This window comes from Pseudomonas sp. AP42 (assembly GCF_001728935.1).
Lineage (GTDB): Bacteria > Pseudomonadota > Gammaproteobacteria > Pseudomonadales > Pseudomonadaceae > Aquipseudomonas > Aquipseudomonas lactis.
Window position 1 is genome coordinate 47989 of sequence record NZ_LYSO01000016.1, and the last position, 14484, is coordinate 62472.

Consider the following 14484-nt stretch of genomic DNA (forward strand, 5'->3'; position numbering starts at 1 on the left):
CAAGCCAGATCCCACATTGGATCTTCATTGCTTTGGGCATTGCGTTCGCTGAACTGAGCTGGAGTCTAGCCAATGCCCTTGTCTTTGTCGGGTACCAGGGTCAGGCCGGGGCGTTCGACGTCGCGGGAGACGTGGGATTTCACTTCTTCGACGCCGCCTTCTTCGTCGTTGTGGATCACCAGCACGCCGGGGCGGCGCAGTTGTTCGAGGTCGCCATCGCCCAAGTTGAAACTTTCACTCAGGTGCTGGTCGCTCAGTGCATTGGCTTCGGCGCGGCGCTGGGCGAATTTGCGCCCGCGATGCTGCTGATAGCGCGCCCAACTGATCAGGATCACCGCATTGAACAGCGCGATCCACAGGTAAACCTGCAGGGTGTTGAGCGCGGCAAAGATCGGCGCCTCAATGCGTGGGCCGCCATGGGTTTCAAGCATGGCGCTGATGCCTCGCGCCAGCAGCCAAATCAACCCACCCCAGGCCAGCAGGGTCAGCAGCACATCGACGATCCACATCAGTGTGTTTTGGCGAGTTCTGACCAGTTTCATAGTCACGCCTCCTCTTGTGCAGGTTTGATACCGCGGTCCGGGCTGACCCAGCGGGCGCGTTTCTGGTGTTGGTTGAACAACACCTTGGGAAAGCTGACCAGGGTGGTGAGCAGGCTCACCAGCCAGAACACCATCGGGTACCACACGGTCCAGAACAGGGTTTTCCACAGGTCTTTTTCGTAGCGCCGGTCGATCAGGATGCTCACCGCAAACTGCAGCAGGCACACCATCGCCAGCACCAGGCCGGTGAACGCGGGCGGCACCAACGAGCTCACGGTGATCGCCGCCGGCAGCGTGACGAATTTACCCACGGCCCAGAAGATCACCGACAGCAGGAAGGTGAAGGCCCAGCCGGTGGACAGGCAGTATTCGAACAACAGCGGCCACAGGTAGCGGTGGCGCCATTGCCAGATGCCACGGATGTTCTTGAACAGCACTTCGGCGCCGCCCTGGGCCCAACGCAGGCGTTGCTTCCACAGGCCGCCGACGGTTTCGGGCATGAGGATCCAGCACAGCGCGCGCGGCTCGTAGAAGATCGCCCAGTGATCGAGTTGCAGCTTCCAACTGACATCGATGTCCTCGGTGATCATGTCGGTGCTCCAGTAGTCGATGCGGTCCAGGGCCTTCTTGCGAAACGCCACCACCACACCGGAGACCGTGAAGATCCGGCCAAACACCCGCTGGGTACGCTTGATCAAACCGATGATCGAGGAGAACTCGCCCACCTGCACCCGGCCGATCAGGGTGGAGCGGGTACGAATGCGTGGGTTGCCGGTGACGGCACCCAGGCGCGGGTTGTCGAGCATCGGCGCGACCATGTAGGCGGCCGCGTTTTTGTCGAGCAAGGCATCGCCGTCGATGCAGACCAGGTATTCGCTGCGGGCAGCCACGGCGCCCATGCGCAGGGCCACGGCCTTGCCCTGGTTCTGCGCCAGGTGCAGCACGCGTAGGCGCGGGTGTTGCAACGCCAGGGCGTCGAGTACTGCGGCGGTGTTGTCGCTGGAGCCATCGTTGACCGCGATCACTTCGATGTTCGGGTACACCTGGCCGAGGGCCGCATCAATGGTGTCGGCGACGTTATCGCCCTCGTTGTAGCAAGGGATGATGATCGAGATCAGCGGCTCGCCGGCCAGGGTCGGCGCCGGCGTGTCTTCTTCCCAGGGCCAGTGTCGTTCCCAGTGCAGCCAGAAGTACAGGCCACCGGCGATCCACAGCGCCGACATGAACAACGGGTAGAAGAACACGAAGTCCATCAGGAACTGCCCGGTCACCAGGAAGATCAGGCCCAGGGGCAAGCCCAGTACCAGTGCCAACACGAATAGAGCCAGGATTCTGTCAACCATGATCAAGGGTTCCATTGGTTGGAGAGGGCCGGACGAATGGTCTTCAAGTCCGGGGAGTTTTCCAGGAAGTTGTCCGGGTAGTAGCCGAAACTGGTGACGCCCTGGCGTTTGAGTACACCCATCCACTCTGCCAATTGCTCAGCGCTGATATCCGGCGCGGCTTGGGTGCGCCAGTCTTTGGCTTGCAATTCGAAGATGGTTTTTTCCATGGCGCCAGGGCGCGTCTTGACCGTGGCGATGAGTTTTTCCAGCCAGGCGTTGGAGGTTTTCACTTCCTGGCCTTCCATCAACGGCATGGCCATCGGCGCGGTCCAGTCGTAGGCCTGGAGGAAGTCATCGAGGTTCTGCGCGAACCAGGTTTCGCTGCCAGGGTTGAGCATGGGCTCGGCGAAGATATTGCGCGCCGTCAGCACCTGCGGGCCACGGATGGCGCGGACCTTGGCGGTGAGCTCATGGGTAAAGTCGATCAGGTAGCGGCTTTTGAAGCGGGTCCAGCGCTGCATCACGGCAGGGTCAGCCCGCAGGGCGGCGATGCTGTCCGGCAAACCTTGGGCCGCATAGGCCTTGAGCGCTGCGGGGCTGGCGTCCTCGAAGTCGTTGAACACCGCGTCATCGTGGTAAAGGATGCCGTCAATCGGCCCTACACGCGCCAGGTCTTGGTAGATCTCACCGATGATCTGCCGCACCTTGGGATCAAACGGCGACAGGCGTTTGTATTGATCCGGGTCGGGGCCGACCTGGCCGGTTTTCGGGTCCCAGCGGGTGACACGCGGCAACTTGGGGTCCAGGGCAAAACTCAGCACCGGCATCCAGGCGTACACACTGGCATGGGCACGGGTGTGCAACTGCCAGGCGACCCGGTTGAACAGGTCGGCCCGCATCGGCAGGTGGCGGTTGGGGAAGTACAGCGAATGCACCAGGCCGTCGCCCTTGGGGTCGGCAAAGGCTTGCAGGAAGACGGTGCCGGCGCCCATGTCCACCACGCGCTGAACCAACACGTCGAGGTTGCGCGCCTGTTGGGCCGGGTCGGGGTCGTACACGTTGTCCAGGTCTACGTGCAGCACGCGCATCGGCGCCTTGGCCTGCACGGCCACCATGCTGTTGGCAAAATGCTCGCCGTCCGGGTCGGAGGCCACCAGAAAGCGTGGGCTGTTCATCAGGTTGCCGAGGTCGTCGAGGCCATCCTCCAGGGTCAGCGCCATTTCATAGCCGTGCTCGCCGACCACCGCCAACGAGGTGCCATCGGCGGCCCCGTACGGCCACACCCATACACGCGGCGCCTTGCCGGTGACGGTGCGGATTTTGTTGGAAATCGCGGCGACGTCAGCCCGCATACGTGCCTGGAACTGCGCTTCGCTTTCGTAGCCGTTGGTCTTGGGGTCAAAGCTTCGCGTGGTGGCGGCCGGTTCCAGGTTGCCCTGGGGGTTGGCGAGGATGCCCTTGTGGTTGGCATCGGTGTGGGCGGCAATTTCCACCAGGCCCGACTGGGACACTTCGCGAATCTGCTGCCACGTCAGGAATTCTCCGCGTGGTCGTGGTGTACCGGCAAAATCCACCGGTTGGTTCAGCGGCGTGTCGATCCAGGAGCCCACCGGAGCCAACAGAGCCGGCCAGTGATAAGCACGCAGAATCGGCATCACGCGGGTGTAGAAGCTGGAGTAACCGTCATCGAAGCTGAGCATCACCGCCTTGGGTGGCAATGCCGGGCCGCCGCGCCGGGCCGCCAGGATCTGATCGACGCTGACCGCCTGGTAGCCATTCTCCCGCAGCCACGCCAGCTGCTCGATCAAACGCTCTGTGCGCACCGCCACCACGGCTTGATCGGGGTCGCGATCTTCCACGTCGTGATAGGCAATGCCCAAAAAGTGGTTCTTCGGCCACGGCGCTTCGTTGGGCGCTATCGGCCGTTCGGCGGGTGGGGTGTAGGGCGCGGGTTGTTGGGCGCAGGCGGCGGCCAGCATTACACCCAGGACCAACAAGCAACGGCTGAGGACGGTCATGGTCAGGCTCTTTTAGAAACGGTAAGTGAGGTCGACGAGCAGGCGCAGATCGCGTTCGCGATCACCGTCATAAGGTCGGCTGATCAGGCTGAGGTTGGCGCCCATTTCCAGTACGTCGTTCCAGCGATAGCGTTGGCCGTAGCCAATCAGGCCGATACCGCCGGTGGAATAGTCACGCTGGCTGTAGGTACCCGCGCCGATTTGGAACTGCTGACTCCACTGGGTTTCGTAGCGGTGATAGAGCACGTGATTGACGTTGATCATGGGCAACACCGTGAAGTCCGACTTCGGGTTGAAGTACACGGTGTCTTCCTTGCTGTTGCGGCTGGCACCCACTTCCAGGCCCAGGTCCACTTGCACATGGGGCGAGCTGTAGAGGCCCTCGCGGCCGGTGAGCAAGGCTTCGAAGCGGTCGTTGCCATCGCTGAAATGGGACGGGCTGAGGGTCAGCTTCCACTCGCGGCTTTCGTTGGCGCGCCAGCGGATAAAACCGCTGCCGCCGTTGGCTGTGACGCCGTCATTCAAGGCCCGCAACGGCGTGGTGCTGAGCAAATAGCCGAGGCTGCCGCCGTATTGCCAGTGGTCGTTGATGTCGCGGGCAATCGACACGCTGGCGCCTTGCTTGGAGCCGTCGCCATAGGAGTGGTTGGACACTTCGGCTTCGATAGTCATGTCGCGGGTGCGACGCTCCACGCCCACGCGCTGCCAGCGATGTTGGCCAGTGCCTTCCTGGAAGTCGGCGGTGGCATAGCCGGCGCCGGCGAACAGGCGCCAGTCTTCGTCGATGGGCGGCGTGTAGATCACGCTTTCGATGCCCCAGTCTCGGCTGCCGGAGACGGCGCCGGCGTCGTTGTTATTGCCGCCACCGTAGCTTTTGCCGGTGTAGGCCTCGACACGCAGCTCGGCCATGTCGTGCACATCGCGCAGGCGGCTCAGGCGCTGCACCTGACGGTTGTCCGGGTTGCGGGCGAGCACGTCGTCGGTGAGCGTGTCCATCTGCCGCCACTCTTGCAAGTCCATGGCGGTATAGGCTTGGGAGACTTCCAGGCCGATGTCGCGGGGGGCCTGGGTTTCGGTTTCCTTGAGCGTGCCTTCGGCGCGGCGCGGCCAGTCGCGGGCCCGGTACATGTCGGCTTGGGCCAGGCGCAGGCCCACGTTGCCCGGTGCTTTGGCCACCAGGGCTTCCAGGCTGGCTTCGCTGCCGGGCAGGTCACCACCATAGGTACCGGCCTGGGCGGATAATTGTTGGGCGTCCATCCAGTTGTCATTGGGGTTGCCAATGGGCAAGCCCTTGAGTTCAACGCGGGGGTTTTGCTCCTTGGCCAGGTTGTTGGCGACCTGGCGAGCCTCGTCGACCTTGTCGCTTTCCAACAAGGCGTAGAACAGCGCCGTGCTGTCATCGACCCGATAGCTGGCGTCGGTGTCGGGGGCGGTGAGTACCTGGCGATACAACGGCTCGGCCTTTTCCGGCTGGCGCTGTTCCAGGTAAGAGCCGGCGACCCAACGCAAGGCGTAGGTGGGCAGTTGCACCCCTTCGCTGGTGAGGGTTTGGTAATCGCGGATCACCTCGGCATGCCGTGCTCGCGCCTTGAGCGCGCCCAGGCGGTCGATGCGCCAGCGGATGACATCGTCCTTGGCTGTGGCGTCGGGGGCCCAGCGGCTGATCAGTTTGTCGTAGTCCTGCAGGGCACGGTCAGCGATAACGTAGCGTTCCTTTTCGCTGCGCGTGGCGAACTCGGCCATGCGCACACGCTCGGCGGCAAGGTCACCTTCGAGGCGGCGCTGGGTGACGGCGTCCACCAACCCCGGGCGCTTGGCTGAGAGACGCAGTGCCGGCTCCGGCAGCCGCGCCTTTTGCAGGGCGACGATGTATTCACGGGCCACTTCGGGTTTGTCACCGGCGCGGATAAAGGCTTGGTCAAATTCGAACAGCGCGTCGTAGTTCAAACCGGCACGTGTCAGCGCATAGCCCAGGGCCATGCGGCGGTTGGGGTCATTGGGTTGGGCCGCCACCAGCGTACGCAGGCGTTGCACCGCCTCGTTGGCTTTGCCGCCATCGGCCTGGGTGAGGGCCTGGCCCAGTTGCAGGTCGACGTTATTGGGTTCACGCAGCAACGCCTGGCGATAGACCGCTTCGGCCTGAGCCCACTGCTTTTGATTGCGATAAGTGCGCGCCACCGTGGCGAGTGCCTGGGTGGTGAGGTTGCGATGCTTGCCTTGCGCTTCGTACACCTTGAGCACTTCGGCGTCTTGCCCGGCCCAGCCGGCGATCACCAGGTGGTCACTGACCTGGCCTGGGGTCTGGCGTTCGGCGGAGAGTTGGCGCAGTTGGGTCAGCGCCGGCGTGAAGTGGCCGTTGCGGGCCTGGATGATCAGGGCGTCGTAGGCTGGGTCGGCAAACGCAAGGCCTGGAACCAGCAATTGGCTGCACAGGGCGGCCCCGATAAGCAGACGCAACCGGCCGGAGGCACTGTAGGGGTGGTTTCGCAGCATATCGTGAGCTTCCTTACACACGGAAAGCCTTAACGATAGGTGATCCTGAGCGAAACGCATCAGGGTGTCGGCGTCTCGTGACCCGACCTAGCTTTCCTGCATGCACTATCACCGAGCGCGGTTCAGAAAAGCTCAAATCAGAACAATTGTTCAGAATTGTGCGAGCGCGGTGTTTTGCTCCTCACAAAAAACAAATGTGGGAGCAAGATTTGGGTGGGAGCCTGGCTTGCCCGCGATGCAGGCACCTCGGTTATTCAGCCAGACCGAGGCGATGCTATCGCAGGCAAGCCAGCTCCCACACAAGCCCGCTTCCACATTTTTTACTGCATTTCAGGTTTATTGGGCGCCGCTGACCGCACCGGCTTTGGACATCACGAAGCTGAGGAACTGCTCAACGGTCATCTTCTGGCCGTTGAAGGTCACTTCGTTGTTGGCGTAGTGCAGCTTGGAAACCACGTCGGTACCCACCAGGGTCGCCATTTGGGTGCCAACCGCCATGCTGCTGACCATCTCGGCCGCCATCTGCGATTGCTGTTCGATGGCTTGCGGGTCGGTCACGCCGCCCACCTGGGCTTGCAGGGCCGCCACGTCGCTGATCATCGGCTTGGACAGGGTGAGGTTGGCATCCAGCAGCGAGACCATTTGCTTGCCCAGTTCAACCGGCGGCAGTTCCATGGACGTTGGCTTGGTCAGGTCCACCACCAGGTTGAACTTGCTTTCGCCACGGGTGGTTTTGAGCGACAGGTTTTCGACGGCCAGTTGCGGCTTGGCGGCCAGCACCTGGTTGACGTTGGCTTCGGCCAGGGCTTGCTCGGCTTCGGTCATTTGCAGCTCCGGCACCGGTTGACCGGCAGCGGCGGCGGCTTGCACCGGTTGCATTTTGTCCTGGTAGAGCTTGGTCAGCACCAGCATCGCCGGGATGTCGACGTTCTTCATGCTCACGGCCATGGCGGCCGAACCGACGGCTTTGCCCTGGTAGCCGATCTCGTCGATCTTGTAGTCGACGCGGCCAGCCAGGTTGTTGTCCTTGGTCTCGCTGGAGTCTTTCTGCTCGAAACCCTTGAGGGTCAGCACGGCTTTCTGCGGGCCGAAGGTGACCTTGGTGTCGGTCAGCTCCACGGTGTTCTGGCCGGTGTAGAAACCGAAGGTGGTTTTTTCCAGGTTGCTGGCCACGGTCAAGCCGGCCAGTTCCGCTTCGAACGGTGCGCCTTCGGCGTCCACTGCAGCGACCTTGAGGCTGTTCATGAAGCCTTCGGCCTTGACCTTCTGGCCTTCGGCGCTGCTGTCGAAGTTGAGGTTGGCACCGGAGAAGCTCACCGAGGAGGTGGCCTCTTTGAATTCCAGGGGCAGCAATTCGATGTTGCCGCTGACCGAACGGCTATAGCCGATATTCGCCACGCCTTTGAGCGGCGATACGTCTTTGCTGGCGGCGAACCATTTTTCGGTGGTGGGGTTCTTTTCCAGTTCGTAGTGACTGGTGGCCATGACCGGCAACCACTTGAGGGTCACCAGGCGCGAGAACGGCAGCGGGCCGTGTTCGATATGGTCGACGAACAGCAATTCAGGGTTCGGGTTGTCTTCGCCGAACACGCTGCCTTGCCCTTTGAGGCGATAGTGCGCGGTGCTGCTGAACACGCCACGGTCCAGGGACACCAGCTCCAGGGTCACGCTGCCATCGACGCCGGCCATGGAGGTCTGCAGTTCTTTATTGGCACTCTGGATAGCGGTTTGCAGGACCGGCTCCAGTTGTTTACCGGTGTACCAGGCACCGCCCGCACTGACGGCGCCGACGGCGACAACAAAACCCAAGAAAACAACGGCTGGCTTATTCATGAAGTGACCTGATCAAATCCTGTGAGAAGTGGGCTGTCTTCCTTGAACCCTATAGGGGTTCCTGTAGGAGCGAGCGTGCTCGCGAAGACCGCAGGGGCACCGCGTTCATCCAGGATGCACGCGTTATCGTTGGCGTCTTTCGCGAGCAAGCTCGCTCCTACAGTCGTGGCCCGAGAGGCCAAAGGCTGGGGAAGATTAGCACTGGCGGGCGTAAACGGCCCAGCCTTTCAGAGGGATCAGTTCAGCAGGAGTTCAGGAGTACTCTTGTTCGACTTCATCCAATTGGTGATCAAAACTCTTCAAGCGTGCGGTCCAGGTGTACACCAGCACCTCAAACTCGCGGTGTATCACGGCATTGCCGGGGGTGTCGGCCTTGGGGTCGCAAAAATCCAGCTGGTAGCGCTCGCGGGCCATTTGCGTGGCCACGTCGGACAATTCCCGCGCGTTATCCAGCCAATGCCTACCGTCGGCAACCTGTCGGTCCAGCAGCACGCATTGTTTTTTCAGGACTTCGAGGCTTTTTTCCAGCGGCGTGCCGGTGAGGTCGCCCATGACTTCCTGGAACGTGCGCCCCGGCTGCCAATAGCTGCCCCAGAAATAGCGATCGAACACGGTTTCGACACGGCGCAGGGCGACCTTGGTGTCCCAGATCGCCACGCGGGTCTTGCCCTGTTCGAGGAGTTTTTTCTTCACCCGCTGGTTTTGATACGACGCCCAGGCCACCACGCCGATGGACAAGGTGCCAATCACCAGGCAGGCGCTGTCTAAGAACACCATGGCCTTGTCGAGTTGATGGGCGAGCATGACGCCATAAAAATACGCGGCCGATAACAACACCAGTGCAAAGAGCACGCACCAGAAAGCGGGAGCATAAGGGTTTTTCATTCTTGGAATCCCCATGAGCAAACGCGAGCTTTGTCGGGCGAGGCGTCAGCGGGCCTCACCCAAGAAAGCATAGCAATCACCTCACGGTTTGCCGGGTTTTTCCCCTTGCGTTCGTCCGCTTTCCCAACCGCCGCCCAGGGCCAGGAACAGGTCGATCTGGCTCATGGCAACCTGGGTGTTGGCGGCCGCCAGTTGCGCACGCATGTCGGTGTAGGTGCGAGTGGCTTGCAGGTCGGCCAGGAAGGATTCGCGGCCGGCCTGGAAGAAGCGGTGGGTCTGGCCTGCCGCTTCTCGGGCCGACTGTTCGGCGTCGGCCAGGGCGTCGCGGCGTTGCAACACGGCGGTGTATTGCGCCAGGCCGGTCTGGGTTTCGCGGATGGCGTTGAGCACCACGCCGTCGAAGTGGGCCAGGGCGCCCTGGGTCGCGGCTTCGGCTTCATGCACGCGGGCGCGAGCGCCGTTGGTCGGTACAGTCCAGCTGATCATCGGGCCAAAGCCCCAGCGGTTGGTGGCAGGCGTGCCGAGGTTCTCCAACAAGCCGACGGTGCCGACCGTGGCGCCGATGCTGATATCCGGGTACAACGCGCCGGTCGCCACGCCAATACGCGCCGTGGCGGCGGCCAGTTGGCGTTCGGCCTGGCGCACATCAGGGCGGCGCTTGAGCAGCGTGGCGCCGTCGCCTACCGGCAGCAGTTGAGCGATATGCGGCAGCTCAGCGCAGGTACCGGTGCCGGCGGGCAGTTGGTCGACAGGTTTGGCCAGCAACATCGACAGCCGGAACAGCGCCGCCTGACGCGAAGCTTCATAGCGCGGGATGTCGGCGCGCAGGGATTTGTATTGGGTTTGCGAGCGAGTCACCTGGGTCTCATCGCCACGCCCGGCATCGCGCAGGCGCTGGGTCAGTTTGGTGCTCTGGGCTTGCAGGTCGAGGGACTCGTTGGCAATTGCCAGTTCTTCGTTGGCCGCGCACACCTGGGTATACGAGCGCACCACATCGGCCACCAGCGTAATGCGGGCGATATCCGCCGCAGCCTGGGTGGCGTCGGCGCTGGCCTGGGCGCTTTCGATGCCACGCTGCAAGGTGCCGAACAGATCGAATTGATAAGACGTGGTAATCCCGACGCTACCGATATTGCCGACCGGGACTTTGTCCGGCAGCAAGAAGGCCTCGCCAGACTCCTGCAAGCGCTGGGCCTCGGCCTTGACGCCGGCACTCAAGCCGCCAGCGGATTCAGCCTGCTGCACCTGGGAACGCGAGCGCTGCAGGTTGGCGGCGGCCACGCGCAGGTCGGTGTTGGAGGCCATGGCCTGACGTACCAGTTCGTCCAGGCGCGGGTCTTTGTACAGCTTCCACCAATCGGCCGGCACCGGTGCCGAGACGACGTTGCTGCCCTCGCCCATGATCGGCCCTTGCAGGTCGCCACGGTTGACGGCGGCCTGTTCCGGCAGTTTGTAATCGGGCCCCACCACTTGGCAGGCCGACAGCAACAACCCCAGGGAAGCGGTTGCCAGAAGCCGCTTCATGGTTTGTCCCCGTCTTTAACCTTGTCGTCGATAATCGACACCGTCGCGGTGCGCCCGGCGATCATGCGAAAGTCCGCCGGCACGTCATCAAAGGCGATACGCACCGGGATCCGCTGGGCCAGGCGCACCCAGCTGAACGCCGGGTTGACGTTGGGCAGCAGGTTGGAGCCGCTGCTGCGGTCGCGGTCTTCGATACCGGCGACGATGCTCTGCACGTGGCCATGCAGGCGCGCATTGTCGCCGATCACCCGTATGTCCACGCCCATGCCGACGTGGATGCCGTCGAGTTTGGTCTCTTCGAAGTAACCGTCGATGTGGAAAGAATTGCTGTCCACCACCGACAACACCGGGCGCCCGGCGGTGACGAATTCCTGGGTACGCGGTGCGCGGTCGTTGACGTAGCCGTCCACAGGGCTGCGGATCACCGAGCGGTCGAGGTTGAGTTGGGCGGAGTCCACCGTCACCTGGGCTTCGGCCAGGGCCGATTGGGCGCGGGCGACGCGGGACTGGCTTTCTTCCAATTGCTCGCTGGGTACCAGGTTGCCCAGGCCACGGTTACGCTTGTACTCGCGCTGGGCCTGGGCCAGGGTTTCCTGGCGGTCGGCCACGGCGGCCTGGGCTTGGCGCAGGGCCAGCTTGAAGCGGTCCTGGTCAACGGCGAAGAGCACCTGGCCCTTGGTCACCAACTGGTTGTCGCGCACGTCCACGCGTTGGATCAGCCCGGACACGTCCGGAGCGATCTGCACGATGTCGGCACGGATGTGGCCGTCACGGGTCCAGGGCGCAAACATGTAATACATGACCATGCGCCACACAACGACGACCGCGAAACTCACGACCAACAACGTCAGGACGACACGGCCGATAGTCAAAAAAGGTTTTTTCATGTCATCAAATATCGACTGAGTGAGTCCACCGCGCCCAGCAACAGCGCGTAGAGCCCCACATTGAACAATGCCCGGTGCCAGACCAGGCGATAGAAGTGCATGCGCGTCAACAGCCCGTGCACCACCAGAAACAACACATAAGTAATGCCCATCAGCACCAGCAGCGTGGGCAGGAACACCCCGCTGATATCCAGGTCACCGATCATAAAGGCGCTCCATCAGGTAACGGCGCTTGCATCTCTGTACCGCCAATGAACTCCACACCGGGCAACAGCGCCAGGCGCAGGCCGGCCAAGGCGTGCAGCAGATGCAGGCGCGTGTCGTCTTCGTCTTGCAGGCCCTGGCCGTTGAGGGCGCGGCGCGTGCGGTCCAGGGTCATCAGCAGACCGCTGGGCGCGGGCAAGCGTTCACCCGCCTTCAGGCAGGCCTTGAAGTAACCGCCCACGCCTTCCACCACCTGGTTGAGCAACACCCGTGGCACACCGAGGATGCGCGGCGAGTAGGCCAGCAAGTCGAGCAGGTTCAGCGCCACGCGCAGGTCGCGCAGGGCGATGCCGGTGTCCTGGCCGGTGAGGGCCAGGCGCGGCAGGTGCTGCATCAGGCGGTCGAGCATTTGTGCGGCCATGTGCCGATGCTCGGCCAGGGTGGCGGGCTCGGTGAGGCTGACGATGTCACGCCAGCTGAAACGGGTGAGGCGCTTGGCCGCCAGTTCAGCGCCGAAGGGTCGGGCGATCAGCGTCCACACAAAGGCGAACAGCAGGCCTACGGGCCCGGCCAGGTTGACGTTGGCGAAGTTGAGAAAGTCCGCGTCATAGGCGCCCTGGATGCTGATGAAGGATGACGTATTGACCAGCGTCAGCAACATGCCCAGATAGAAGCGTGGCTGCACGGTGAGGGTGCCGATGCAGATAAAGGGCACGGCGAAGGCCAGCACCAGCATGGGGAAGTCATGCAGGTTGGGCAGTACCAGAAACAGATACAGGCTGGCGAACAGCACCGACATGGCGGTCCAGAAAAAGAACCGATAGATCTGCGGTGCCGGGTCGTCCATCGAGGCGAAGAAGCTGCACGCCACGGCGGCGAGGATGACGGCGCTGCCGCCGTCGGTCCAGCCCAACAGAATCCACAATACCGAGGCGACGATGATTGCGGTGACGGTGGAAAACGCCGAGTAGAACATCAGCCCACGGTCGAGGAATGGCGTGAGCCGGCCCAGGCGCCAGTGGCGGTAGACGGCGCGCCAGGTGTCCTGGCTTTCGCATTGGATGGCGGCTTGCAGGCTGCGGCAGTCTTGCCACAGGTCTACCCATTCGCCCAGGCGGTACAGGGCGTTGGAGAACAGCAAGGTGTGACGGTCATCCAGCGCTTCGCCTTGGGGTTGGGCGGCGTCGATCTGGTCACGCAGCACGCGCCAGCGATCCAGGGGCGCTTGTTCGGTGGTGCTTTGCAGCCAGGCATTGGCCTCTTCCAACAGCGGCGTGAGCTGATCGAGAAACTCCGGCGCACGGTGCTCAATGGCGTACACCGCATCATCCAATGCGTCGATCACCGGTAGCAGGTGAATCATGCGCCCGCGCAGTTCCTTGGTGTTGCGTACTGTCTGCGGGCGCGCGCCTTCGTGGGGCAGTTGGCCGATCATCAATTCGAGGGTATTGAAAGTGGCAACCATGCCGCCGCGCAGGTTGCTGACTTCTTCGGGGTCGACCTTACGGCTGAGAAAGCGCTGGCTGTAGACCTGGGCGTCGCTGAACCACTTGGCCACCGAGCCATCGAACACCGGCATCAGGCGCCGGGGCCAGAACATCGCGCCCACCACCGCCGCGACCGCAATGCCGAGGAAGATTTCTTCGGTGCGCGCCTCCGCTACATCCCAGACGGCCAAGGGGTTATCCACCACCGGCAGGGCAATCAGCGGCAAGGTGTAGCCGGCCAGCATCAGGGCGTAGTTATTCGCGGTGCGCAGGTGCATGGACAAGAACAGCAAAGTGCCGGTCCACAGCGCAATCACCACCACCAGAATGTAGGGTGACTGCACGAACATCGGCACAAACAGCACCGCCGCCGCCGCGCCCATCAAGGTGCCGATGGCGCGGTACAGGGCTTTGGAACTGGTAGGGCCGACAAACGGGCTGGAGACGATATACACCGTGGCCATCGCCCAGTACGGACGCGGCATTTGCATGAGCATGGCGATGTACAGCGCGATCATCGACGCGGCGAAGGTACGCACCCCGTAGAACCAGTCGCGGGCAGGCGGGAAGCCGGTAAAAAATCCGTTCAAGGCGACACAGCCTCAGCCGCTTCGAAGGCGCGCAGTACGCGCAGTGCGGCTTGCAGATCGTCAGGGGCGATATCTGCCAACACGTCTTTGCGCAGGCGCACCAGTTGCGCCTCCACCGCCTGCACCAACTCACGGCCACGCTCGGTAAGGCTCAGGGCCTTGGCGCGGCGGTCGTGGATGTCTTCGGTGCGGCAGACGTAGCCGTCACCGCACAGCCGGTCGAGCAGGCGCACCAGTGATGGGCTTTCCATACCGGAAGCCTGGGCTACTTTGACCTGGTGTACCCCGTCGCCCAAGCGACCGATCATCAACAACGGCACGGCGCAGGCTTCGGAGATGCCATAGCTGACCAGCGTGGTCTGGCAGATTTTGCGCCAATTTCGGGCGCCCACCACCATGCTGCTGCTGAGGCTCATCTGGAGTTGTTCGAGGGATTGAGGCACTGGATAGTTCGCATACAGTTAGTTTGCTAACTATCAATATGGTGGAGGAAGGGTGTGCCGTCAAGTTTTGAAACAATTTCGCAGATGAGTGGTGGGATGTGGCTTGAGTAAAGCGGGTTTTAGGGTAGGCATCAGCAAATCGCTGATATTCACCATACGACAAACAAAATGTGGGAGCTGGCTTGCCTGCGAAAGCGGTGATTCAGTTGAATATTCAGTGACTGACACGCCGCCTTCGCGGGCAAGCCCGCTC

General features: G+C 62.5%; 11 protein-coding genes. All 11 read right to left on the minus strand.

Annotation, left to right across the window (positions count from 1 at the left end):
• Positions 1–65 precede the first annotated feature (65 nt).
• A complete protein-coding gene (gene pgaD, locus A7K61_RS08920) occupies positions 66–542 on the minus strand; it encodes a poly-beta-1,6-N-acetyl-D-glucosamine biosynthesis protein PgaD (RefSeq protein WP_003187480.1) in 477 nt (158 codons plus the stop codon).
• Positions 543–544: 2 nt separating this feature from the next.
• Positions 545–1885 carry a poly-beta-1,6-N-acetyl-D-glucosamine synthase gene (gene pgaC / locus A7K61_RS08925; RefSeq protein WP_014716391.1) on the minus strand — a complete coding sequence of 447 codons (1341 nt, stop codon included), beginning with the start codon at positions 1883–1885 and terminating at the stop codon, positions 545–547.
• Positions 1886–1887: 2 nt separating this feature from the next.
• Positions 1888–3885, minus strand: coding sequence for a poly-beta-1,6-N-acetyl-D-glucosamine N-deacetylase PgaB (gene pgaB / locus A7K61_RS08930; protein WP_047712293.1), 1998 nt, complete (start codon positions 3883–3885; stop codon positions 1888–1890).
• 12 nt (positions 3886–3897) lie between these two features.
• Positions 3898–6378 (minus strand): poly-beta-1,6 N-acetyl-D-glucosamine export porin PgaA, encoded by a 2481-nt coding sequence (gene pgaA, locus A7K61_RS08935; RefSeq protein ID WP_069557435.1) that lies wholly within the window; start codon positions 6376–6378, stop codon positions 3898–3900.
• A 336-nt stretch (positions 6379–6714) separates the two neighbouring features.
• Positions 6715–8211 carry a YdgA family protein gene (locus A7K61_RS08940; protein ID WP_047712291.1) on the minus strand — a complete coding sequence of 499 codons (1497 nt, stop codon included), beginning with the start codon at positions 8209–8211 and terminating at the stop codon, positions 6715–6717.
• 252 nt (positions 8212–8463) lie between these two features.
• A complete protein-coding gene (locus A7K61_RS08945; protein WP_019819550.1) occupies positions 8464–9096 on the minus strand; it encodes a hypothetical protein in 633 nt (210 codons plus the stop codon).
• A gap of 81 nt (positions 9097–9177) precedes the next feature.
• Entirely contained in the window at positions 9178–10620 is a 1443-nt protein-coding gene (locus A7K61_RS08950) for an efflux transporter outer membrane subunit (RefSeq protein ID WP_069557436.1), read from the minus strand.
• Positions 10617–11507, minus strand: a complete 891-nt coding sequence (locus A7K61_RS08955) for an HlyD family secretion protein (protein WP_032894228.1) — start codon at positions 11505–11507, stop codon at positions 10617–10619. The genes A7K61_RS08950 and A7K61_RS08955 overlap by 4 nt, the downstream gene beginning before the upstream one ends.
• The gene (locus A7K61_RS08960) at positions 11504–11713 is read right to left on the minus strand and encodes a DUF1656 domain-containing protein (RefSeq protein ID WP_003187469.1); all 210 of its coding nucleotides are present in this window, start codon (positions 11711–11713) and stop codon (positions 11504–11506) included. Before A7K61_RS08960 ends, A7K61_RS08955 begins: the two co-directional genes overlap by 4 nt.
• Positions 11710–13788: an FUSC family protein gene (locus tag A7K61_RS08965; RefSeq protein WP_069557437.1), complete on the minus strand. Its 2079-nt coding sequence runs from the start codon at positions 13786–13788 to the stop codon at positions 11710–11712. Before A7K61_RS08965 ends, A7K61_RS08960 begins: the two co-directional genes overlap by 4 nt.
• Positions 13785–14204: a MarR family winged helix-turn-helix transcriptional regulator gene (locus tag A7K61_RS08970; protein WP_034125424.1), complete on the minus strand. Its 420-nt coding sequence runs from the start codon at positions 14202–14204 to the stop codon at positions 13785–13787. The genes A7K61_RS08965 and A7K61_RS08970 overlap by 4 nt, the downstream gene beginning before the upstream one ends.
• Positions 14205–14484: the final 280 nt, after the last annotated feature.

What these genes read in the sequence shown, in the direction of transcription:
- pgaD (WP_003187480.1), bottom strand. Translation starts at nt 542, where the DNA reads ATGAAACTGGTCAGAACTCGCCAAAACACACTGATGTGGATCGTCGAT.
- pgaC (WP_014716391.1), bottom strand. Translation starts at nt 1,885, where the DNA reads ATGGTTGACAGAATCCTGGCTCTATTCGTGTTGGCACTGGTACTGGGC.
- pgaB (WP_047712293.1), bottom strand. Translation starts at nt 3,885, where the DNA reads ATGACCGTCCTCAGCCGTTGCTTGTTGGTCCTGGGTGTAATGCTGGCC.
- pgaA (WP_069557435.1), bottom strand. Translation starts at nt 6,378, where the DNA reads ATGCTGCGAAACCACCCCTACAGTGCCTCCGGCCGGTTGCGTCTGCTT.
- A7K61_RS08940 (WP_047712291.1), bottom strand. Translation starts at nt 8,211, where the DNA reads ATGAATAAGCCAGCCGTTGTTTTCTTGGGTTTTGTTGTCGCCGTCGGC.
- A7K61_RS08945 (WP_019819550.1), bottom strand. Translation starts at nt 9,096, where the DNA reads ATGAAAAACCCTTATGCTCCCGCTTTCTGGTGCGTGCTCTTTGCACTG.
- A7K61_RS08950 (WP_069557436.1), bottom strand. Translation starts at nt 10,620, where the DNA reads ATGAAGCGGCTTCTGGCAACCGCTTCCCTGGGGTTGTTGCTGTCGGCC.
- A7K61_RS08955 (WP_032894228.1), bottom strand. Translation starts at nt 11,507, where the DNA reads ATGAAAAAACCTTTTTTGACTATCGGCCGTGTCGTCCTGACGTTGTTG.
- A7K61_RS08960 (WP_003187469.1), bottom strand. Translation starts at nt 11,713, where the DNA reads ATGATCGGTGACCTGGATATCAGCGGGGTGTTCCTGCCCACGCTGCTG.
- A7K61_RS08970 (WP_034125424.1), bottom strand. Translation starts at nt 14,204, where the DNA reads ATGAGCCTCAGCAGCAGCATGGTGGTGGGCGCCCGAAATTGGCGCAAA.